The organism is Clostridiales bacterium FE2011 (assembly GCA_017569305.1).
Lineage (GTDB): Bacteria > Bacillota > Clostridia > Christensenellales > Aristaeellaceae > Aristaeella.
Map to the genome: position 1 here is coordinate 2,632,994 of CP069418.1, position 19,266 is coordinate 2,652,259.

At 56.1% G+C, this 19,266-nt stretch carries 18 protein-coding genes; 11 read left to right on the top strand and 7 right to left on the bottom strand.

Annotation, left to right across the window (positions count from 1 at the left end; all coding sequences use genetic code 11):
- Positions 1-92: 92 nt before the first annotated feature.
- The 4 genes from JRC49_11870 to JRC49_11885 are packed head-to-tail and all read right to left on the bottom strand — an operon-like array spanning position 93 to position 4,818.
- Positions 93-1,169 carry a substrate-binding domain-containing protein gene (locus tag JRC49_11870; protein ID QTE70488.1) on the bottom strand — a complete coding sequence of 359 codons (1,077 nt, stop codon included), beginning with the start codon at positions 1,167-1,169 and terminating at the stop codon, positions 93-95.
- A 58-nt stretch (positions 1,170-1,227) separates the two neighbouring features.
- Entirely contained in the window at positions 1,228-2,235 is a 1,008-nt protein-coding gene (locus tag JRC49_11875; GenBank protein ID QTE70489.1) for an ABC transporter permease, read from the bottom strand.
- 25 nt (positions 2,236-2,260) lie between these two features.
- A complete protein-coding gene (locus tag JRC49_11880) occupies positions 2,261-3,277 on the bottom strand; it encodes an ABC transporter permease (GenBank protein QTE72875.1) in 1,017 nt (338 codons plus the stop codon).
- 5 nt (positions 3,278-3,282) lie between these two features.
- Complete coding sequence (locus tag JRC49_11885) at positions 3,283-4,818, bottom strand: sugar ABC transporter ATP-binding protein (GenBank protein ID QTE70490.1); 1,536 nt, start codon at positions 4,816-4,818, stop codon at positions 3,283-3,285.
- 319 nt (positions 4,819-5,137) lie between these two features.
- Between JRC49_11885 and JRC49_11890 the strand changes: the two genes are divergently transcribed.
- A complete protein-coding gene (locus JRC49_11890; protein ID QTE70491.1) occupies positions 5,138-5,902 on the top strand; it encodes a GNAT family N-acetyltransferase in 765 nt (254 codons plus the stop codon).
- 700 nt (positions 5,903-6,602) lie between these two features.
- Here JRC49_11890 and JRC49_11895 read toward each other — a convergent pair.
- From JRC49_11895 to JRC49_11905, 3 genes are all read right to left on the bottom strand, one after another.
- Complete coding sequence (locus JRC49_11895) at positions 6,603-6,839, bottom strand: hypothetical protein (protein ID QTE70492.1); 237 nt, start codon at positions 6,837-6,839, stop codon at positions 6,603-6,605.
- Positions 6,840-7,018: 179 nt separating this feature from the next.
- Positions 7,019-8,251, bottom strand: a complete 1,233-nt coding sequence (locus JRC49_11900) for a glycerate kinase (GenBank protein ID QTE70493.1) — start codon at positions 8,249-8,251, stop codon at positions 7,019-7,021.
- A gap of 75 nt (positions 8,252-8,326) precedes the next feature.
- The gene (locus JRC49_11905; GenBank protein ID QTE70494.1) at positions 8,327-9,721 is read right to left on the bottom strand and encodes a GntP family permease; all 1,395 of its coding nucleotides are present in this window, start codon (positions 9,719-9,721) and stop codon (positions 8,327-8,329) included.
- Positions 9,722-9,928: 207 nt separating this feature from the next.
- Between JRC49_11905 and JRC49_11910 the strand changes: the two genes are divergently transcribed.
- The 10 genes from JRC49_11910 (at position 9,929) to JRC49_11955 (ending at position 19,245) form a co-directional block, all read left to right on the top strand.
- Positions 9,929-10,603, top strand: a complete 675-nt coding sequence (locus JRC49_11910; GenBank protein QTE70495.1) for a response regulator transcription factor — start codon at positions 9,929-9,931, stop codon at positions 10,601-10,603.
- Positions 10,567-11,445, top strand: a complete 879-nt coding sequence (locus JRC49_11915; GenBank protein ID QTE70496.1) for a HAMP domain-containing histidine kinase — start codon at positions 10,567-10,569, stop codon at positions 11,443-11,445. Before JRC49_11910 ends, JRC49_11915 begins: the two co-directional genes overlap by 37 nt.
- A 123-nt stretch (positions 11,446-11,568) precedes the next feature.
- Complete coding sequence (locus JRC49_11920; GenBank protein ID QTE70497.1) at positions 11,569-12,327, top strand: ABC transporter ATP-binding protein; 759 nt, start codon at positions 11,569-11,571, stop codon at positions 12,325-12,327.
- Positions 12,324-15,116, top strand: coding sequence for an ABC transporter permease (locus JRC49_11925; GenBank protein ID QTE70498.1), 2,793 nt, complete (start codon positions 12,324-12,326; stop codon positions 15,114-15,116). Before JRC49_11920 ends, JRC49_11925 begins: the two co-directional genes overlap by 4 nt.
- A gap of 8 nt (positions 15,117-15,124) precedes the next feature.
- Positions 15,125-16,420, top strand: coding sequence for a hypothetical protein (locus tag JRC49_11930; protein QTE70499.1), 1,296 nt, complete (start codon positions 15,125-15,127; stop codon positions 16,418-16,420).
- A gap of 165 nt (positions 16,421-16,585) precedes the next feature.
- Complete coding sequence (locus JRC49_11935; protein QTE70500.1) at positions 16,586-17,023, top strand: hypothetical protein; 438 nt, start codon at positions 16,586-16,588, stop codon at positions 17,021-17,023.
- A 110-nt stretch (positions 17,024-17,133) separates the two neighbouring features.
- Positions 17,134-17,379: a DUF3781 domain-containing protein gene (locus JRC49_11940; protein QTE70501.1), complete on the top strand. Its 246-nt coding sequence runs from the start codon at positions 17,134-17,136 to the stop codon at positions 17,377-17,379.
- 4 nt (positions 17,380-17,383) lie between these two features.
- Positions 17,384-17,830 (top strand): hypothetical protein, encoded by a 447-nt coding sequence (locus tag JRC49_11945; GenBank protein QTE70502.1) that lies wholly within the window; start codon positions 17,384-17,386, stop codon positions 17,828-17,830.
- An 18-nt stretch (positions 17,831-17,848) separates the two neighbouring features.
- Complete coding sequence (rpiB, locus tag JRC49_11950; protein QTE70503.1) at positions 17,849-18,319, top strand: ribose 5-phosphate isomerase B; 471 nt, start codon at positions 17,849-17,851, stop codon at positions 18,317-18,319.
- On the top strand, positions 18,319-19,245 hold the full coding sequence (locus JRC49_11955) for an NAD(P)H-dependent oxidoreductase (GenBank protein QTE70504.1): 927 nt from the start codon (positions 18,319-18,321) through the stop codon (positions 19,243-19,245). The genes rpiB and JRC49_11955 overlap by 1 nt, the downstream gene beginning before the upstream one ends.
- The last annotated feature ends 21 nt before the right edge of the window (positions 19,246-19,266 follow it).

Below are 19,266 nucleotides of genomic sequence, written 5' to 3' on the forward strand. Positions count from 1 at the left end.
CGGTTTGCCTGACAGAGAGAAAACGGATGGAGATCCGGAGATCCCCATCCGTTCCTTACCGGACCCGTCAGGAACGGGCTCGATAAGTAAGATCAGTCATACAGGTTGTCAGCGATCTCGGGAGTATCGATGTTCTCGAGGGTGTAGAAAGCACAACCGGTATCGGTGTCTTCAACGGCTTCGCCCTTGGCGCTGGCCAGGAGCAGGTCGATGGTCACGCGGCCGATGCCGACGGGGGACTGGGTCACAGCGCCGTACATAACGCCGCTGCGGATGGCGGCCTTCAGGGTAGCACCGGAGTCAAAGCCAACAGCGATGACGGTGTCATCACCGGTGCCGCACTTGAACAGGTTGTTGTCAGCGGCGACAACGCCTTCAGCGGCAACCTGGTTGGAACCGAACACAGCGATCAGGTCTTCTTCATTCAGCAGCACGGAAGCTTCATTGGCGCACAGTTCAACGGTGGACTGAGCGGGCACCTTGGCTTCGATGATGATTTTGGCGTCAGCTTCAGCGGCCTTCTCACCCTTGATGCCGTTGACATAGAATTCGTTACCGGTCACGGCAACCTTCCAGCCCTTTTCAGCGGCCAGCTCGATGATCCTGTCGATGAAACCGAGGCCGCGCTGGGTCACGGATTCACCGGTGGCGTCCTGGTTGACTTCACCAATGCGGACAGTACCGGGTGCTGCTTCGATCCGGGCAACGATCTTCGCCCACATACCATCGGCGGCAACGGTGCCGGCGATGTAGTTGTTGGTGGAAGCGTTGGCATAGACAGCGCCTTCGGGAGCGCCGGGAACACCGGAGTCAAAACCGATGATCGGGATCTTCTTGGACAGGGCGTCGTTCAGCAAATCGTTGAAAGCGTTCTGGTCAACGGCGGCGAAACCGATGGCGGCGGGAGCGGCATTCAGCGCAGAGGTGAACTGCTGTACCTGCTGGGCAACATCAGATTCGGAGTCGGGGCCGACGAAGTTCATGGTGATCTTGTCAGTGCCTTCAGCATTGATCTTGTCCACTTCTTCCTTGGCGCCTTTCAGAACAGCCTGCCAATAGGTGGACTGGAAGCCCTTCGAGACGATCTCGAAGTGGTACTCATCCGCGAACGCGGCAGAGATACCGAGAACCATAACCAGGGCAAGGATGAGAGCGACCAGTTTCTTCATATGGGGATACCTCCTTACTTTATATATGTACATCCGTCCGGGATGCCACATACGGAAATCATTTGCCGTTGCGCATCTTATCGATGGTTACGGCGCCCATCAGGATACAGCCCGTGATGAGCAGCTGCCAGTCGGCGTTCAGCCCGACGAAGGGGAGACCGACCTGCAGCAGGGAGATCAGGAGCACGCCCAGGAAGGTTCCGAAGACAGAGCCGGAACCGCCGGTCATAGCCGTGCCGCCGATGATGGCGGCGCCGATGGCGTTCAGCTCAAAGCCGGCGCCCTGGCCGGGCGTGATATTGGAGAAGGTGGCGGCGTAGGTCACGGCTGCCAGGCCGGTGAACAGGCCGCAGATCATATAGGCGAAGATGTGCCATCTCAGCACGTTCACCCCGGAAAGCTTCAGGGCTTCCTTGTTGGAACCGATGGCGATGGTGTAGCGTCCGACGCGGGTCTTGTTGAGCACGAGGGACATGATGATGACCAGCAGGATCATCCAGACCATTCCCAGGGGAACGGGCATCCGCCCGGTATCTGTTTTGACCACGAGCCGGAAAACGCTCCGGAATCCGGCACCGGGTTCCATGCCGTCCGGCCAGGTGCCGGAGAAGCCGCCGGTAAGGATGGAGCCGATGCCGCGGCAGAACATCATGCTGGCCAGGGTCATGATAAAGGGCGGGACATTCAGCTTGGCTACGCCGAAGCCGTTTACCGCGCCCATGGTGACGCCCATGAGAATCGTGATGATAATCGCCGCCCACAGGGGCCAGCCGCAGATGCGCATCAGGTAGGAACCGATCAGTGAATAGCAGATCAAGCCGGTACCCATGCTCAGGTCATTACCGCCGGTGATCAGCGGGAAGGTGACGCCGATGGCCATGAGCAGCGTGTAATACATGTTGCTGCAGATCTGCACAAGAGTCGTGTACTTCCGGAAGGAAGGACTGGCGATGTAGAAGAAGCCGTACAGCAGGATCAGAACCGCGATGATGATCAGGCGCTGGAAGGCGCTGGAACGGATGAATGCCGAGCGGGCTGCTTTTTTCCGGTCAATGGTGTTTTCCATTTGCTTACCCCTTTCTCCGCATTTGTCAGTTCCTGCGGCGGCGGCTCATCACGTCAGCGATTACCGCGCCGAGAAGGATCAGAGCAGTCAGAGAATACTGGAAGGCAATGTTGAAGCCCATGGACAGGATGCCTTCCTGCATGATGGCGATGATGAAGGAGCCGATCACGGTGCCGAGGATGGAGGCGAGGCCGCCGGCCATGGAAGTGCCGCCCATGACGCAGGCCGCAATGGCTTCATTGTTGAAGGTGTCGCCTTTGACCGGCTGGACCGTGGTGTAGCATCCGACATAGAAGATGGCGGCCAGTCCGGCGAGGGTACCGCAGATTACATAGGCCAGCATCTCCCAGCGGCGCGTATCCACGCCGGAGAGGCGGACAGCCTCCCGGTTGGCACCCAGGCAGATCATGTAACGGCCGGCCTTGGTCTTGTTCAGCACGATGGAGCAGATGATCGCCACGATGATCAGGATGATCAGGCCGGTAGGGATGTTCAGCTTGCTGCCGCCTACGGTGACCTCCAGGTTGGAGAGCTTCCGGTACCAGCCGCCCGGATCGGTACTGCCGGGCCAGGATACATTCTGGGTCTTGGTGAAGATGGAACCGATGCCCTTGGCGATCTGCATCAGCGCCAGGGAGGTGATGAAGGATGGCAGGTGCAGGTAGGAGACGAAGAAGCCGCCGACCGTACCGAAGACCATACCGATGAGGGGGCACATGATCAGGGAAACCCACATGGGGAATCCATAGTTATTGAAACAGTAGCCTGAGATCAGCGCCGCCGCGAACATGACCGGACCGACGGAGAAGTCGATACCGCCCGTGGCGATAACGAAGGTGACGCCCAGGGCCAGGAAACCGATGAAGTATCCGTAGTTGATGGCGCTGGTGAACCGGGCATAGGTCAGGAAGACGTTGCCGTGATTCAGCACACCGCTGAGTACCTGGAAGATCAGGCACAGCAGGATGATGACACCGATCAGGACGACCCGGTTGAAGCCCATAATCCTGACCAGCCTGAGGGATTTGAACCGTTCAAGCATTGCTTTCATACCGCTTCTCCCTCCTGCCGGGCTTTCCGGTTCTGCATATCAATATCCCGGGTGGCGGCGGCCATGATCTTTTCCTGGGTGGCCTCCGCAATATCAAACTCACCGGTTTTCCGGCCTTCGCACATGACGATGATCCGGTCGGACATGCGCAGGATTTCTGCCAGCTCCGAAGAGATCATGATGATGGCTTTGCCGGAGGCAGCCAGCTGATTCATGAGTTCGTAGATTTCCTGCTTGGCGCCGACGTCGATGCCGCGGGTCGGCTCGTCAAAGATCATGATCTGGGAATCGTTGACCAGCCATTTCGCGATAACCACCTTCTGCTGGTTGCCGCCGGAGAGGTTTTCAACCAGCTGGTCGATGCCGGGGGTCTTTGTCTTCAGCGCGTCCACATATTTCTGTGTAACGGCCTCTTCCGCGGCCTTGTCAATGAAGATTCCTTTGGTGTATTTCTTCAGGGTGGCCAGGGTGGAATTCTCCGTGATGTTCTTCTTCAGAACGACACCGAAACGTTTCCGATCTTCGGATAAATAACTAAGCCCTGCTTCTACTGCCTCTTTCGGAGAGGTGATGGACACTTTCTCTCCGTTGATCCAGATGTCGCCGCTCTGCTTGGGATCGGCTCCGAACAGGGCGCGGGCGGTCTCGGTCCGGCCGGCGCCGACCAGGCCCGCAAAGCCAAGGATTTCACCCCGGTGCAGTTCAAAACTGACGTCCTGAACCATCCGCCCGGCGTTGAGGTGTTCCACCTTCAGGACCACCGGCGCATCCGCAGCGCAGCGGCTCTCGGTCTTGGGCTCTTCATAGATGACGCGGCCGACCATCATGTCGATGATGTCTTCCTTGGTGCACTCCTCGGTGATCAGGGTGCCGATATACTGGCCGTCCCGCATGACGGAGACCCGGTCCGTGATCTTCTTGATCTCATCCATGCGGTGGGAAATATAGACAATACCGTATCCGCGGGCCCGCAGGTCCCGGATGATGACAAAGAGCTGATCGATCTCCGCGTCGGTCAGCGCCGCGGTAGGCTCGTCAAAAATGATGACCTTCGCGTCATGGGAAATAGCCTTGGCGATTTCGCACATCTGCTGCTTTGCCACGGTCAGGCTGCTCATGGTCTCTTTGGGATCGATCTCGATATTCAGCTGGGCGAAAAGCTTGCGGGCTTCTTCATTCATGGCTTTATCATTGATGAACAGGCCGCGCTTCGGCTCCCGGCCGATGAAGATATTCTGGGCGACGGTCAGGTGGCCCATCATGTTCAGCTCCTGGTGAACGATGACGATCCCGGCCTGCTGCGCCTCCCGGGGATTATGGAATTCGACTTCCTTTCCCTCGAAGGTGATGGAACCGGCATCTTTGGTATAGATTCCGGTGAGCACTTTCATCAGGGTGGACTTGCCGGCGCCGTTTTCACCCATGAGGGCATGGACTTCCCCGCGACGGACTTCAAAATCGACATGATCCAGGGCGTGAACGCCGGGGAAGTATTTGTCGATCCCTTTCATTGTCAGGATCACTTCTCCCATGAAGCATCCTCCTTTGGTGATGATCATCAGGCTGCAAATATATAAATGAAGACTGAAATCAAGCCGGTTTCAACGGCTTCAATATATGAATAACAGCCTACAATAACGTAACGTTTCATTTCTACGGCATAAACGCCGGTGCTTGTGTATAGAATAATATAGGCATACATGCTTGTCAAGGGAGAAAATGAAAAACAGGATAAAAAAGTGAATCGTTTCGCCAAATAACGGGCAGAATTTCTGATTAGTTACTTTTGGATGAATCCGATTTGCTGTATAATGACAAAACCATCTGAAAGAGGATCAGGAGAGAGTGTGTATGACGTACAAGGAGATCCTGGCGGCTGCGATGCGGCAGTCTGCCATTGACTGTTCCTGCGGGGAAGAGGACTTCCGCGGGGTTACCCATGTATTCGTTGAAAACAAGGCATCGGAACAGGCAAGCAAGTTCCTGAAAAGCCCCAATACCTGCAGGCTGGTCTCCTACGGCTCCAACGTCGTGGCCTCCTGCCGGAAGGACCTGATCCCGGAAGTGGAAGCGTTTGTGAACGGACAGGAAAAGTTTCACCGGTGCTTTGAGCCGATGGCCATCTATGAGCTGAACAAAATCCTGCAGAAGGCAGGCGCCCGGGTGGCCTGGATGCACAGCTTCTACCTGCCGGACCCGGACGCGGTTTTCAGTGCGGAACTGACCTGTCCCTATGAGATGCGGGAAATGCATCCGGAGGATTTCACGGATTTGTATGTGCCGGAATGGAGTAACGCGCTGAGCAGTCCGGCGAAGAAGCACCTGGACATGCTGGGTTACGGCGCTTATGACAGGGACAAGCTGATCGGCCTGGCGGGATGTTCCGATGACTGCGTGGAGATGTGGCAGATCGGGATTGACGTGCTGCCGGAATACCGGCGCAAAGGCGTGGCATCCGCGCTGACCAACAGGCTGGCACGGGCGATCTTTGAACATGGGAAAATCCCGCTGTATGCTGCGGCCTGGTCCAACGTGCGGTCTATCCGGAACGGGATGAAGAGCGGCTTCAGGCCGGCATGGGCAGCGCTCGAGGCCGAGAAAATAATGAATAATTAATACTTAAGACTTTGCGATCGCCGTATTCCATTTCTGCATCGTCATAGACTCGCAGAAATGGACGGCTGTAGCATGGGCGAAGCTCTGACAACTGCCAGTGGCAGATATTTTGTCAGAGCTGAGGTCAAGCGAAAGGGAGTGAGCTCCCCAGTGGGGAGTCACGACCATTGAGCTTGCGGATAGGCATTAGCAGTGGATGGCTCGGCGTTAGCAGCGCTAAAGCGCTGACGCCTGCATGGACGATCTGTTACCGGCACTAAAGTGCCGACAGATCAGTCTGAAGCACTGATGCCTCCTCAATAACTTAAAAATGGCGGAAAAAACTGCTTCTGAAGGAAGCAGTTTTCAAGTAATTATATTGTTTTTTGCTTCGCAAAAGAATGATATGTTGCTGCGCAACATGATATATCATACGCAACCTCAATCGGCGCGACTGTCCACTGGACAGCTCGCTTGTTTCGGTTGACCTCACCTCCAACGGAATTTCAGCCACTGGCCGCCCTCGGAGATTCGCCTTAATGCGAATATGATAGGTTCGACTGCGTCGAACATGATATGTTTGCCTGCGGCAAACGTGATTAGTTACTGACTGACTTTTCGGGATGATGATGCAGAGGAAATGGTGTTCCGATTAAGGCATTCGGGAATAAAAATCAGCCCTCTCCGACGATCCCGGAGAGGGCTGAATGTTTGAACTGAATTACGCTACGGCATTCAGGTAGTTGAAGAGTTTCATTTCATCCTTATAGGAGGAAGCGAACAGTTCGGGCTCGTTGATGCCTTCGCCACGAATCATTTCTGCGATACCCAGGTAACGCTGTGCAGGATCTTTCAGGTCATATTGATCACCCTGCGCAGTGACAACCAGCACGGAAGCGTCGCAGCGGTCGAGTGTTTCTTCAAACAGTTTCAGTTCATCATTATTTCTGATCTTCATTGTATTCACTCCTTTGCGATCAGAATGTCCGGAAGAAGTTGTACGGCTCCTTCCGTATAACTATGATACAACAAAGAAATGGCAATACAATCGAAATTCAGGCGATTTCAGGGACAAATTGTACAGGTTTGATAATACATGTCATATCTGGCCAAAAACAGACACATGGGTTTTGACGGTCAGTCCAGGAGGGCGACAGCCACATCGTTGACGTTGGTACCGGTGGGGCCGGTGATGATCAGGCCGCCGGTTTTCTCCAGGGCGTGATAGGCGTCATTGTCCTGCAATACTGCATCAATGGACAGGCCATGGGCCAGCAGTTCCGCACAGGTATCGCCGTCCGCATAGCCGCCGGCGGCATCCGTGGGACCATCGGTACCGTCGCTGCCGACAGAGAAGACAGCTGCCCGCTCCAGCCCGGCAATGCCTGCCGCCGCGGAAAGGGCAATCTCCTGATTCCGTCCGCCTTTACCATGGCCGGTGAGCTTTACGACTGTCTCGCCGCCGGCAATGAAGGCCATTGCCTTGGGATCCCCGGCATGGGTTTTCAGGATGGAAGCGAGGAAGCTCCCGGCTTCCCGGGCCTGGCAGCAAAGCTGATCGGTCAGGAGGACGGGTTCATAGCCCAGGTTCCGGCAGGTGACTGCGGCGGCCGCGCACAGCTCCCGCACACTTCCGTTGATCTGGGTATGCACGTTATCCAGTGTCTTGGGTGTTTCGATGGTCAGGAGGCGCTCCGCGGCGTCCGACATCCGCAGGTTATACTTCTGCCGGATACGCTGGGCGTCCTCGGCAGTGGCGGAATCGGGACAGGCAGGGCCGGAGGCAATCATGTCCAGCGGATCCCCGAGAATATCCGAGAGGACGACGGCTTCCACCTTGCCGGGCCAGCAGAGCTGGGCAAAACGGCCGCCCTTGACCTGGGACAGGCGTTTGCGGATGGTGTTGATCTCCACAATATCCGCGCCGCAGGCCAGCAGCTGGCCGGTGATATCCTGCAGCTCCTCCGCGGGGACCAGGGGCTTTTCAAACAGCGCGCTGCCGCCGCCGGAGAGCAGGAAGAGGACGGTATCCTTTTCCGTCAGGTCCGCCACGAGATCCAGGGCAGCCTGGGTGCCCCGGAAGGAGTTTTCATCCGGCACCGGGTGCCCTGCTTCAAAGCAGGTGAAGTTTGCGATGGGACCCATGACATGATCGTATTTGGTGACCACCACGCCGTTTTCAATCCGGTCACCAAGACAGTCGGATGCGGCTTTTGCCATCTGCCAGGCAGCTTTGCCGGCGGCGACCAGCAGCACCCGGCCGGAAAACTCCATGCTTTTCAGGGCACGCTGTACCGCCGCGTCCGGCTGTACGGCCGCAATGGCTTCGCGGACGATCTGATCCGCGTGTTCACGCAATTGTCGGTTCAATGTGAAGCCTCCTTATCTTACGGGGGAAAGAAGCGCACCGTGCGGGCACGGTGCGCGTGGAATGATCTTTTCGAATCAGAAGATCAGGCTGAGGATGAAGATTTCAATGATGGCGGCAATGCCGATGACCAGGGTCATGGCTGTCTGGGTCTTATACCCCTCTTCCGGCTGCATTTCACCGAAGTTGGTAACCACCCAGAAGTAGCTGTCGTTGGCATGGGAGACGGTCATGGCGCCTGCGCCGATGGCCATAACCACCAGGGCGATCTCCACGGGAGTGGCGAACCCCAGCACAGGCAGCAGCGGCGCCACAATGCCCGCGGTGGTTGTGATGGCAACGGTGGAGGAACCCTGCGCGCTCTTGAGGATAGCGGAGAGCAGGAAGGGGAAGAAGATGCCGATGGTCTGGAAGGTGGTGGCATTTGCCTTGATGAAATTGACCATGTCGGAGGAGGAAATCACCTTGCCCAGAACGCCGCCGGCCGCGGTGACGAACAGGATCGGTCCCACAGTCTTCAGGGTTTCATTGGTAATATTATAGAAGTCTTTACCCTTGCCGGCTGTGAAGATCTGGATGACAGCCAGTACGGTGCCGACGGCCAGAGCCATGACGGGCGTGCCCAGGAAAGTCAGCAGACCAGCAATGGGGCCGGTCCAGCCAGCCATGGAGGAGATGGAGGACAGGGCCATCAGCAGGATCGGAACCAGCAGGGGAGCCAGGGCGTTGATGCCGCCGGGCAGCTTGCCGAATTCTGCTTTGAGTTCCTCATAGGACTTGACGACTTCACTGCTGTCTCCGGTTTCGTCTGCGCTCTTGATCTTTTTGCCGATGAACTTGGCGTAGAAGTAGCCGGCAATCAGCGGGCAGATAGAGCAGAGGATACCGATGCCGATGACCAGCAGCAGGGATTCACCGACGCCGAGGGTCTGGGCCGCAGCGATGGGGCCGGGGGTCGGCGGGATGAACACATGGGAGATATACAGGCCGCAGGAGAGGCAGACCGTCATCGCCACGGAGGAGACGCCGGTACGTTTGACCAGGGCTTTGCGGATCGGGTTCAGGATAACGAAGCCGCTGTCGCAGAAGACGGGGATGGAAACGACCCAGCCCATCAGCTCGATGGCCAGCTGCGGGTGTTTTTCACCCACCAGCTTGATCACCATGTCTGCCAGCTTCAGGGCGGCGCCGGTTTTTTCCAGCACCGAACCGATGAAGGCACCGAGGATGATGACAATACCGATGGATTTGAACGTTGAAGCGAAGCCTTCACCGATTACATTGGGAATGCCTATCTTTTCCACGATACCATCGGCATTCTTAACGTCATTCAACGGAATACCGGCGACAATGGCAAGCAGCAGCGAAATGCCCATGATCGCCAGGAACGGATGAACCTTCAGCTTGGAGATGAGAAGGATCATCAGAACGATCGCGACAATGAACACGATGATAAGCGGAAGACCGGTCATAACAGAACCCTCCTTACTAAATATGGAATTGTCGGTCACAGCTAAATACCATATGAAGTGTAACACCAAAAAATCGGAAAGTCAACGAAATTGTATTTTTCGTGTTTTTTGGAAAACTTGCCGGAGTATCCTGCCGCGTGATATCATTAATTAATAGCTGTGCAGTAAACAGACGCGGCTGCACAGGGAAACGGGGTATGACGAAAGATGAATACCATACTGCTGGTGGAAGACGATACAGCCCTCCGGGAGGGATTGACTGAACTGTTCGGCCGGGACGGGTATGAAGTGATTGCCTGCGGCTGCCTGCGGGAAGCCCGGGAAAAACTGACGGACGCGGTGCAGGTGATCGTTATGGATGTGGGCCTGCCGGACGGAGACGGGGTCAGCCTGTGCCGGGAATGGCGGGACGCCGGCGAAACCCGACCGGTGCTTTTCCTGACTGCCCGGGGCGAAGAGTTTGACGTGGTCCGGGGACTGGACTCCGGCGGCAACGACTATGTGACCAAGCCCTTCCGGATGCAGGAGCTGCTCAGCCGGGTGCGTGTGCTGCTGCGCGGCAGCCAGGCAGCGCGGCCGGTCAGCCGGGGCGGATTTGTGGTTGACCGGGACCGGATGCAGGTGCTGAAGGACGGGGAAGCACTTCCGCTGACGCTGACGGAATTCAAGATTGTGACGATGCTGATGGATCACTCGGCCGTGGTGCCGCGGGAACGCCTGCTGGAGGTTCTGTGGGATGACGGCGGAAAGTTTATTGATGACAATACGCTGTCGGTCCATATGAGCCGGCTGCGGGAGAAGGTCGGAGCAGAGCACATCAACACCATACGGGGAGTGGGATATCAATGGTCGGATACATCCTCAGCGGAATCCTCCTGCTGATCCTGGCGGCACTGGCCTGCCGCCGCATATGGGAGACAAGGCGGCTGAAAAGGCTGTCCGAAAATATGGAGGACTACCTGATGGGAATCGGCGGGAACCTGCCGCTTTCCCTGCGGGAGGATACCATCGCGCAGGTGGAAAATGCCGCAACGGAGATGCAGAACCGCATTGATGTGGCGGAGGAACGATTCCGCCAGGAGGCAAGGCGCACCAGCGCCCTGACGGCGGATATTTCCCACCAGCTGAAGACGCCGCTGGCCTCCCTGCGCCTATATTGCGAAATGGACTCCAGCGCCCACTGCGACCAGCAGATTGCCCAGATTGAGCGGATGGAAACGCTGATCAGCAGCCTGCTGCGGCTGGAAAAGCTCTGCGCGGACGGATATGAATTTACTTTTGAAGAGCACAATATCCGGCAGATGATCCTGAAGGACTGGGAACAGATGCGCTCCCTGTGGCCAGAAAAGACGCTGACAGTGGAGGGGGAGGCGGTGATCCGCTGCGACGAAAGGTGGCTGTCGGAAGCCTTCCGGAACCTGATCAAAAACGCCTGCGAGCATACCGCCGAGAACGGGCACATCCGCATCTTTATGGAACAGACGGACCGGTTCTTTTACTGTACCCTGGAAGATGACGGCGGCGGAGCGGATCCGAAAGACCTGCCCCATCTGTTTGACCGGTTTTACCGGGCCAAGAATCAGTCCAGCAAAGGAGCCGGCCTGGGCCTGGCCATTGTAAAGGAAATCATTTACAGGCACCACGGGCAGATCCTTGCGCAGAACGCGAAGAAGGGCCTGAAGTTTACGATCTCGATCCCGGTGCTGGATATGATAAATAAATGAAAAATGAAAAATGAAGAATGAATGGCTGACGGCCTGCGGCCATTAATCTTACAAAAACGTAAGGTGAAAGTCACTTGAAAGTAAGGTTGGTTTGCTATTCTTGCTGCCGAGGAGGAATGAACGATGGAAATGATTCGTTGTGAAGATCTGAGGAAAACCTACGGAAGCGGCAGCAGTGAGGTGCATGCCGTGGATGGCATCAGCCTTTCTTTTGAGCAGGGCACCTTTACGGCCATCACCGGAAAGAGCGGCAGCGGCAAATCCACCCTGCTTCACCTTCTGTCCGGCCTGGACAGGCCTACATCCGGCAAAGTGATGTATCAGGACAACAACCTGTTTCAATATAACGACAACCAGCTGTCGGTGCTGCGGAGGCGCCGGTTCGGCTTTGTGTTCCAGGCATACAACCTGGTGAGGGAGCTGACAGGACAGGAGAATATCCTGCTGCCGGTGATGCTGGACAACCGGAAACCGGACGAACAGTACCTGAAACGGCTCACAGAAATGCTGGGAGTTGAGGACCGGCTGAACCACCTGCCCGGAGCCCTCAGCGGCGGCCAGCAGCAGCGAATCTGTATTGCCCGCGCGCTGGCCAACAAACCTTCCATCCTGTTTGCTGACGAGCCGACCGGTAACCTGGACGGGAAAACCGGACGGGAAGTGCTGACCCTGATGCGCACGATCAGCAACGAGCTGGGGATTACGATGATCCTGGTGACGCATGACCTGGGCGTTGCCGAACAGGCAGACCGGATTATCCGCCTCGAGGATGGCAAAATCGCCGAAGACAGCGGAGAAGGTGCGCATCCGATCACTTCTGACGGCGGAGATTATACCGGACGCAAGTCCTCTGACGGTACCCGAAGGGGGTCCGTCGGATGAAAAAACTGACTATCAACCAGGTTGCCAGGGCAAATATCCGGGTGAACCGGAAAGCCTATGTCAGCCTTTTTGCCGGCATTCTACTGGCTGTTTTCCTGGTCACCGCCACGGGGCTGTGTGCCTGGGGAACCGTCCGGGGCCATGATGAGCAGATGGCTCAGCGGGTCGGCTGGATGGATATGTTTATGCTGGGCAGCGAAAGGCCGACAGACGACCAGCTGCGCAGCTGCGGCTTCTTCCAGCGGATCGGCCATGTGACGGTGGACGCAGGAGTAAAGGATACCAGCATTTACAGCGGCTACTATGACGAAGAAGCGGAAAAGCTGATCAACAGGACGCTGACGGAAGGGCGTTTCCCGGAAAAAAACGGGGAAGTTGCCGCGGAAATGAGCGCCCTGATCCAGCTGGGACAGGAAAAGGCGAAGATCGGCGATACGCTGACGCTTAATATGAAGCCGATTTACGGTAACGAAGAAGAGAAAACCTTCACGCTGGTCGGCATCCTGAACGAACAGAGCGAATACCTGAACCGGGTGGTTTTCAGCGAGGAGGAAGGCATGCGCCTTCCGTCCATGGTGGTATTCCCCGGGGAACACTATGACATTGGTATGCTTATGGTTCACCGCGTGCTGACCTACGCGCCGCTGATCACTTTTAACCAGGTGATGCGGAACTGCCCGCTGCGGTACGAGCTGAGAGACTGCAGCTTCGGCGTAAGCCGGGAAACCGGTGAAGCCGTGTTTGACGATTCGGGCTGGAGACGGGCCAGGGACTTTGTCAGCCGGATTGCCCTGTGGGTTGTGCTGGGCGCAGCCCTGATGCTGTCCGCCTGCATCGGCATCGCCACAGCAATGGAAAGCCTGCTGAGCCGGAAAACAGAGGATATCGGCATGCTGCGGGCTATCGGATCCACGCGCCGGCAGATCCGGCGGATCTACGGAGCGGAAGCCTGGATGCTGACGGCTACCGCGCTTCCGGCCGGCCTGATCCTGGGTATTCTGACTGCCTGGGTGATTTCCAGGCTGGCGCCCGACCAGGTGGCCTTTGACCTGAATATCTGGCTGCTGATCCCGATTCTGGGCGTATCCGGCCTTTGCGTGTTCGCTGCCTCCCGGCTGCCGCTTTACCACGCGTCTGCCCAGACGCCGATGGGCGTGCTCCGGGATACGGGCATGCTGCGCCGTGCCGGGAAAATCAGGAATCACACAGAATTCAAGCCAGACCGGCTGATTGCCGGACGGCGTGTGCGGCTGCACCCGCTGCGCCAGGCAGGTACGGCCGGGATGATCGCCCTGACGCTGCTTTCCACCCTGCTGCTGGGGGAAGTGGTGCTGGGGATTAAAAACCAGGATGGTGAACGGCCGGCATTTTCCATGTATTCTTTCGGAAACGCTTATTCGGAGGACTCATTTTCCCAGTGTGAAAGCGAGGAAGAGGATGTCCGATCCGAACTGAGGAGACTCGCCGATTACGGCGGTATCAGCCGGGTGCAGTCCGCGACATCTATCCGGGGAAACCTGCTGATGGAAGAGCTTCCGGAATACTTCAGGCCCCTGACCCTGAAGGACAAGGATGCAGAAGGGAATACACTCATACAGAACTTCAGTCCCCTGGGAGCGTTTGGAACATCCTCTGAATGGCTGTTTTACAGCGAAGGGGAGCTGGCGGACGCGAGAAGCCGGATCTATGAGAACTGGGACGCTGCTGAAATGGTGAAGAGAGCGGACCAGATGAACCTGATCCGCGATCAGCTGGGCATTACCGATAAAGTTGTACCGGTCAACGTCATGGTGGCTGATCCGGACGCTGAATTGCTGAAGGAGAACGTGACTGACGGAACGATTGACCTGGAAAAGCTGGACAGCGGGGAACAGGTGTTGGTTTACGCGCCTGAATTATGCGTCAGGAAGCAGGAAAACGGCGGATACAACATTGAGACATGGCTCCTTCCGGGAGAAATCCGGGAGAAGGAATGGGACATTGTGATCCGGAACGACTACTTCAAAAAGGGTATGAACCTGAGCCTGCTGGAAATGACCGGGAACCGTGTGGACGATATCCCGATGGACACTATAGAAATCGGGGAAGAATGGAAAAACTGGTATCAGTCCATGACGCCTGTCCGCAATGAAGTGAAAGTGGGCGCAGTGCTGAGCGGAGGAATGCATATCAACGGTACCTATATGAGCGGGGTGACCGTGATCGTAACCGAAAAGGGCGCCCGGGCGATGGGACTGAAACTGCCGAATCCGGACACCACACAGGTTTTCTGCACTTCCGATCCGACGCCGGAGGAAGAGGAACTGGTCAAAAACCGGATCCAGTCGATTGCCGCACGGGGCGGAATGAGCTATGAAAACGAGCTGGAGATTATCCGGGCGAGACGGGCGAAAAAGCTGCGTGAAATCCTGATCCTGACGGGTATGATCCTGCTGTTCTTTGCGGTATCTGTATTCATGCAGGTGACGGGAGTTGCCCGACAGATCCGCTCTGATACCCGGATGATCGGAACCCTGCGCGCCGTGGGCGCGGACCTGCGCACCCTGGTCGGATGTTACCGGCTGCCGGTATGGATCTGCGCGGGGGTTGCCATGATCCCATGCCTGCTGTTCTATGCGGTGAGCGGGATTCCTGCACTGAGACTGTTTACGGCCAGCCATCCGCTGATCATGATTCCCATTCTGGCGGTGCTGGCAGCATGCGTGGCGCTGGCCTGTACCGCGGGCATCCGCGGCCGCCTGACCGGCGTGGCCCGCCAGCCGATTGTTGAGAATATCAGGGAGCTGTAAAAGATAAAATGAAAAAGAACAGATTATACGCGGCCTTGCTGACCGTTCTGTTCCTTATACCGGTTCTGACCGCCCTGGGAGAGCCTGCCTTTTCAATATCCCTTGATGAAAACACGGTTCTCCGGGGGATGGACAGATCCTGGTCCCAGGGATATACCGCGGGCGATTCAAGGGGAAGATGGAACCTGATTGTGCCTGTGAGAGTTGAAGGCGAAGCGGAAAGCGTGACGGCGGAACTGAAGATGCAGAACCCGAGTATTTCTCCGTTCAAGAGCCAGGATATGACCGTGGAAGCTGTGGAAGAGGAAGAACACGTCTGGGGAATAAGGTTCGGGCTGTCCATGCTGGCAGAGCCTAAAAACGGGGATTATCCCTGTGAAATCCATATCACGGCACGGAACCGGGCGGGACAGGAACAGGAACTGGATATTCTCCAGACCGTACGGGTCCGGAACGGAACGGAACTGCTGGAAAAATCCCGGATCGACGTGACCGGCGTGGAAGCGGATCTGCATGTGGGTGAAAACGGCGAAGTGAAGCTGACCCTGAGCAATCCCTGCAAAGCCACGGAACTGGAAAACATAGAACTGAAGATGAGCGAAGCAGAAGGACATATCCTTCCCCGGGACGCCGAAACGCTGCAGGCTGGAAACCTGGCACCCGGCGAAAGCCTTGCGGCTACCTATCCGGTTACCGTACTGGCGAAAGCCACCGTGGTTCCGCATATCCTGAAAATAGAACTGACATGGACCGCGGCAGGGCAGGAAAACACCTATACCTGTAATCACACCGTGGCGATCCACCAGACCATCCGGCTGGAACAGGGCGGGGTAAAAATGGCCAGCAGTGTTTATGCAGGCGATTCCGTAACCCTGAGCGTGCCGCTGATGAATATGGGCCGGGCAAACGTTGTGAACGTGCTGGCCACAGTGTCTATGCCGGGCATTACCGACAGGCAGAGCGCACTGGTGGGTACGATACAGCCCGGAGAAACCAAACAGGCGCAGATTATCCTGACGCCGGGAAAAGGAACGGAAGGGGATTTTACCGGTACACTGACGGTGGAATGCACGGATGAAGACGGCAACCCCGCGTCCTTTGAACTGCCGCTGAGCCTGAATGTGGAAAAACCGGTTACGAAAGAAACAGAGCAGGAAGCAGGCGGACAGAAGGAGAAAAAAGAGAAGACTTCTCCGCTGACGATTGCGCTGGGCGGCGCATGCGGCGTGCTGCTGATCCTGCTGCTGCTCCAGGGCGTCATCCTGAGACGCAAAATACACAGGCTTGAGGAAGACAAATTATAAAACAGAGTTTTCGTACAGATGGGTATACCCAAAGGCGCCGGACAGTTCAACTGTCCGGCGCTGTTTTTTGCCAAGGGACAGATAAAGACTACGCACCGGAAAAACTTGCTTTTCCGGTAGCTCATGCGGTATGATTCGAATAAGACGCAGAAAGGACGCGGCCATATGGAATACGGATTCTATGGATGGGAACAGGCACTGGTTCCGGCTGTCAGCCGGGAGTATCCGGGCATTGAGACGCCCCGGGATCTGTATGAAGCGCTGTGGAACGTGTGGGCCAGGGAAACCTGCGCGCCCCGGATGCAGCCGGACTGGAGCGAAGCAAACCGGACGCTGGGCCAGTGCTCGATTACCGCATTCCTGGCACAGGATATTTTCGGCGGAAAGGTCTTTGGCGTGCCGCTGGGGGACGGAAATTATCACTGTTTCAATGTGGTCGGCGACTGCGTTTTTGACCTGACCAGTGAGCAGTTCGGTGACGAGAAGCTGGACTATTCCCTGCTGCATGAGCAGACGAGGGAAGAACATTTCCGCAAGCTGGAAAAGTTTGAGAGGTATGAGAAACTGAAGGCGAAGCTTTCTGAATCCTTAATTCAGAATTAAGAATTCAGAATTAATACTGCGCCGACAGGCAGGACATAAATTCATAATTCACAATTCATAATTATTTTGGTTATACCAATTGGACAAATCCATTCTGTGAGGACAGTTTAATGATGAATGTGTTGATTGAGAATCTTGAGCGTATTCACACAACGGAGATGGGCGTGGAGAGGATCAGGAGAAACCTGGGACTGGGGGAGCAGGACGTGGTTGCCTGGTGCAGGGAAAAGATTCAGGATTCCAGGGCTGAAGCAGAACGGAGAGGAAAGAACTGGTACATCCGGATCGACGGCTGCGAGATTACGGTCAACGCATACAGCTACACGATTATTACCGCACACAGGATAAAGGAATGAACGCATGAACTGTACTTTGCTGATCGGATTCAAAGGGAGGAATAACCTGTCCGGGGAGCTGGTGAAAGCGCTGGGACGGGATTATTGCCTGCTGACCAATTCCTTCGGCGGGGTGAAGAAGGATATTGACGCCATTGACGCGGCATATGACAGCGTCATACTGTTCGGTGTGGATAAGAACCTGGCGGGTACGGTGAGGATTGAAAGAACAGCGGAGAAGGACGGCATCAGGTGTTCGTCAAGGCTGGATCTGGAAAGAATGACGGACGGCTTCCGGGAAGCCGGGCTGGAAGCAAAGGTCTCTGAGACGCCGACGGCCTATCTGTGCAACGAAGCATACTGGCATCTGCTCCGGAAGTTCAGCGGAAGAGCGGTGCTGATCCATATTCCAACGATGAAAAACGCTGATGAGTTTTTTACGGTAAAGGTGCTGCGGGCACTGGGTTTTTGAGACGGAGGTGTATACGTCGTGATTGCACTGGCTTGTGACCATCATGGGGTGGCACTGAAACAGGAACTGATGAAGATGCTGGATGAGATGGGCCTCACCTGGAAAGACTTTGGCACCTATGACGCAAACAACCCGGGCGACGATTATCCGGTGTACGGATACAAGGCCGCGCAGGCGGTGGCTTCGGGCGAATGCGACCGGGGAATCCTGCTGTGCGGCACGGGCATGGGGATCAGCATTGTCGCGTGCAAGGTCAGGGGGATCCGGGTATGCACCTGCAGCGACGTGTACAGCGCGGAGATGAGCAAACGCCACAACAACAGCAATATCCTGACCATGGGTGCACTGGTTGTGGGGAATGAAAAAGCGAAGATGATAGCCCGCAGCTGGCTGAATGCCGAGTTTGAAGGCGGCCGCCACCAGCGGCGGATCGATATGATCGAAAAGATTGAGAACGGGGAAGACCCGGAAATGGAAAAGGGGAAATAATGAAGGCACTGATTGTATACTGCCACCCGTCGGAGGATTCCTTTACCCGGCATGTGCGGGACGCGTTTATCAAAGGAATCACGGATGGGGGAAATGAATATATCCTGTCTGACCTGTATGCCATGGATTTCAGGACGGATATGTCTGAAAAGGAATACCTCCGGGACGCCAATTACAGAAACACAAACGACCTGGCGGAGGATGTACTGGCAGAGCAGGATAAGATCAATGCGGCGGATGCGATTGTACTGATCTATCCGGTGTTCTGGACGGAGGCTCCGGCAAAGCTGGTGGGCTGGATTGACCGGGTGTGGTCTTACGGCTTTGCCTACGGCGAGAAACGGATGAAGACACTGGACAAGGCGCTGATCCTGTGCACGGCGGGCAATACGATGGAACGGCTGGAAAAGTTCGGCCTGCTGGACAGCATGAAGAAAGTGATGTTCGGCGACCGGTTCTTCAACCGGATCCGGAAGCAGGAGTTTGTGGTTTTTGACGGGATGACCAGGGAACTGGCACAGCGGGAGCAAAACTGGGAACAGAACCTGGCAGAAGCCTACGAGAAGGGCAGAACCCTGTTTGATGACAGGGAGGAACCGTTCTCCGTGGACGGCCGGCTGTTTACCGCAGTAGAGAACTCTGAATCCGGAGAGGTTTCCGATCAGACGATCTTCTGCTATCACCAGAAAGGGAACGTGATCTGGGCGGAGTATTCCGGCGGAAGCGTCGTGAAAGGGTTCCTTGTGGGAACCATGGCTGAGAAGCAATGCCTGCATTTTACCTATCAGCACATCAATACAGCCGGGGAACTGAAGGCCGGATCCTGTGACTCTGAACCGCAGGAGGAAAACGGCAGGCTGCGGTTTTATGAAAAGTGGCAATGGACGACGGGCGAGGCGGGAAACTCTATCATTGAAGAAATCTGACAGCAGACACGACTGTACACA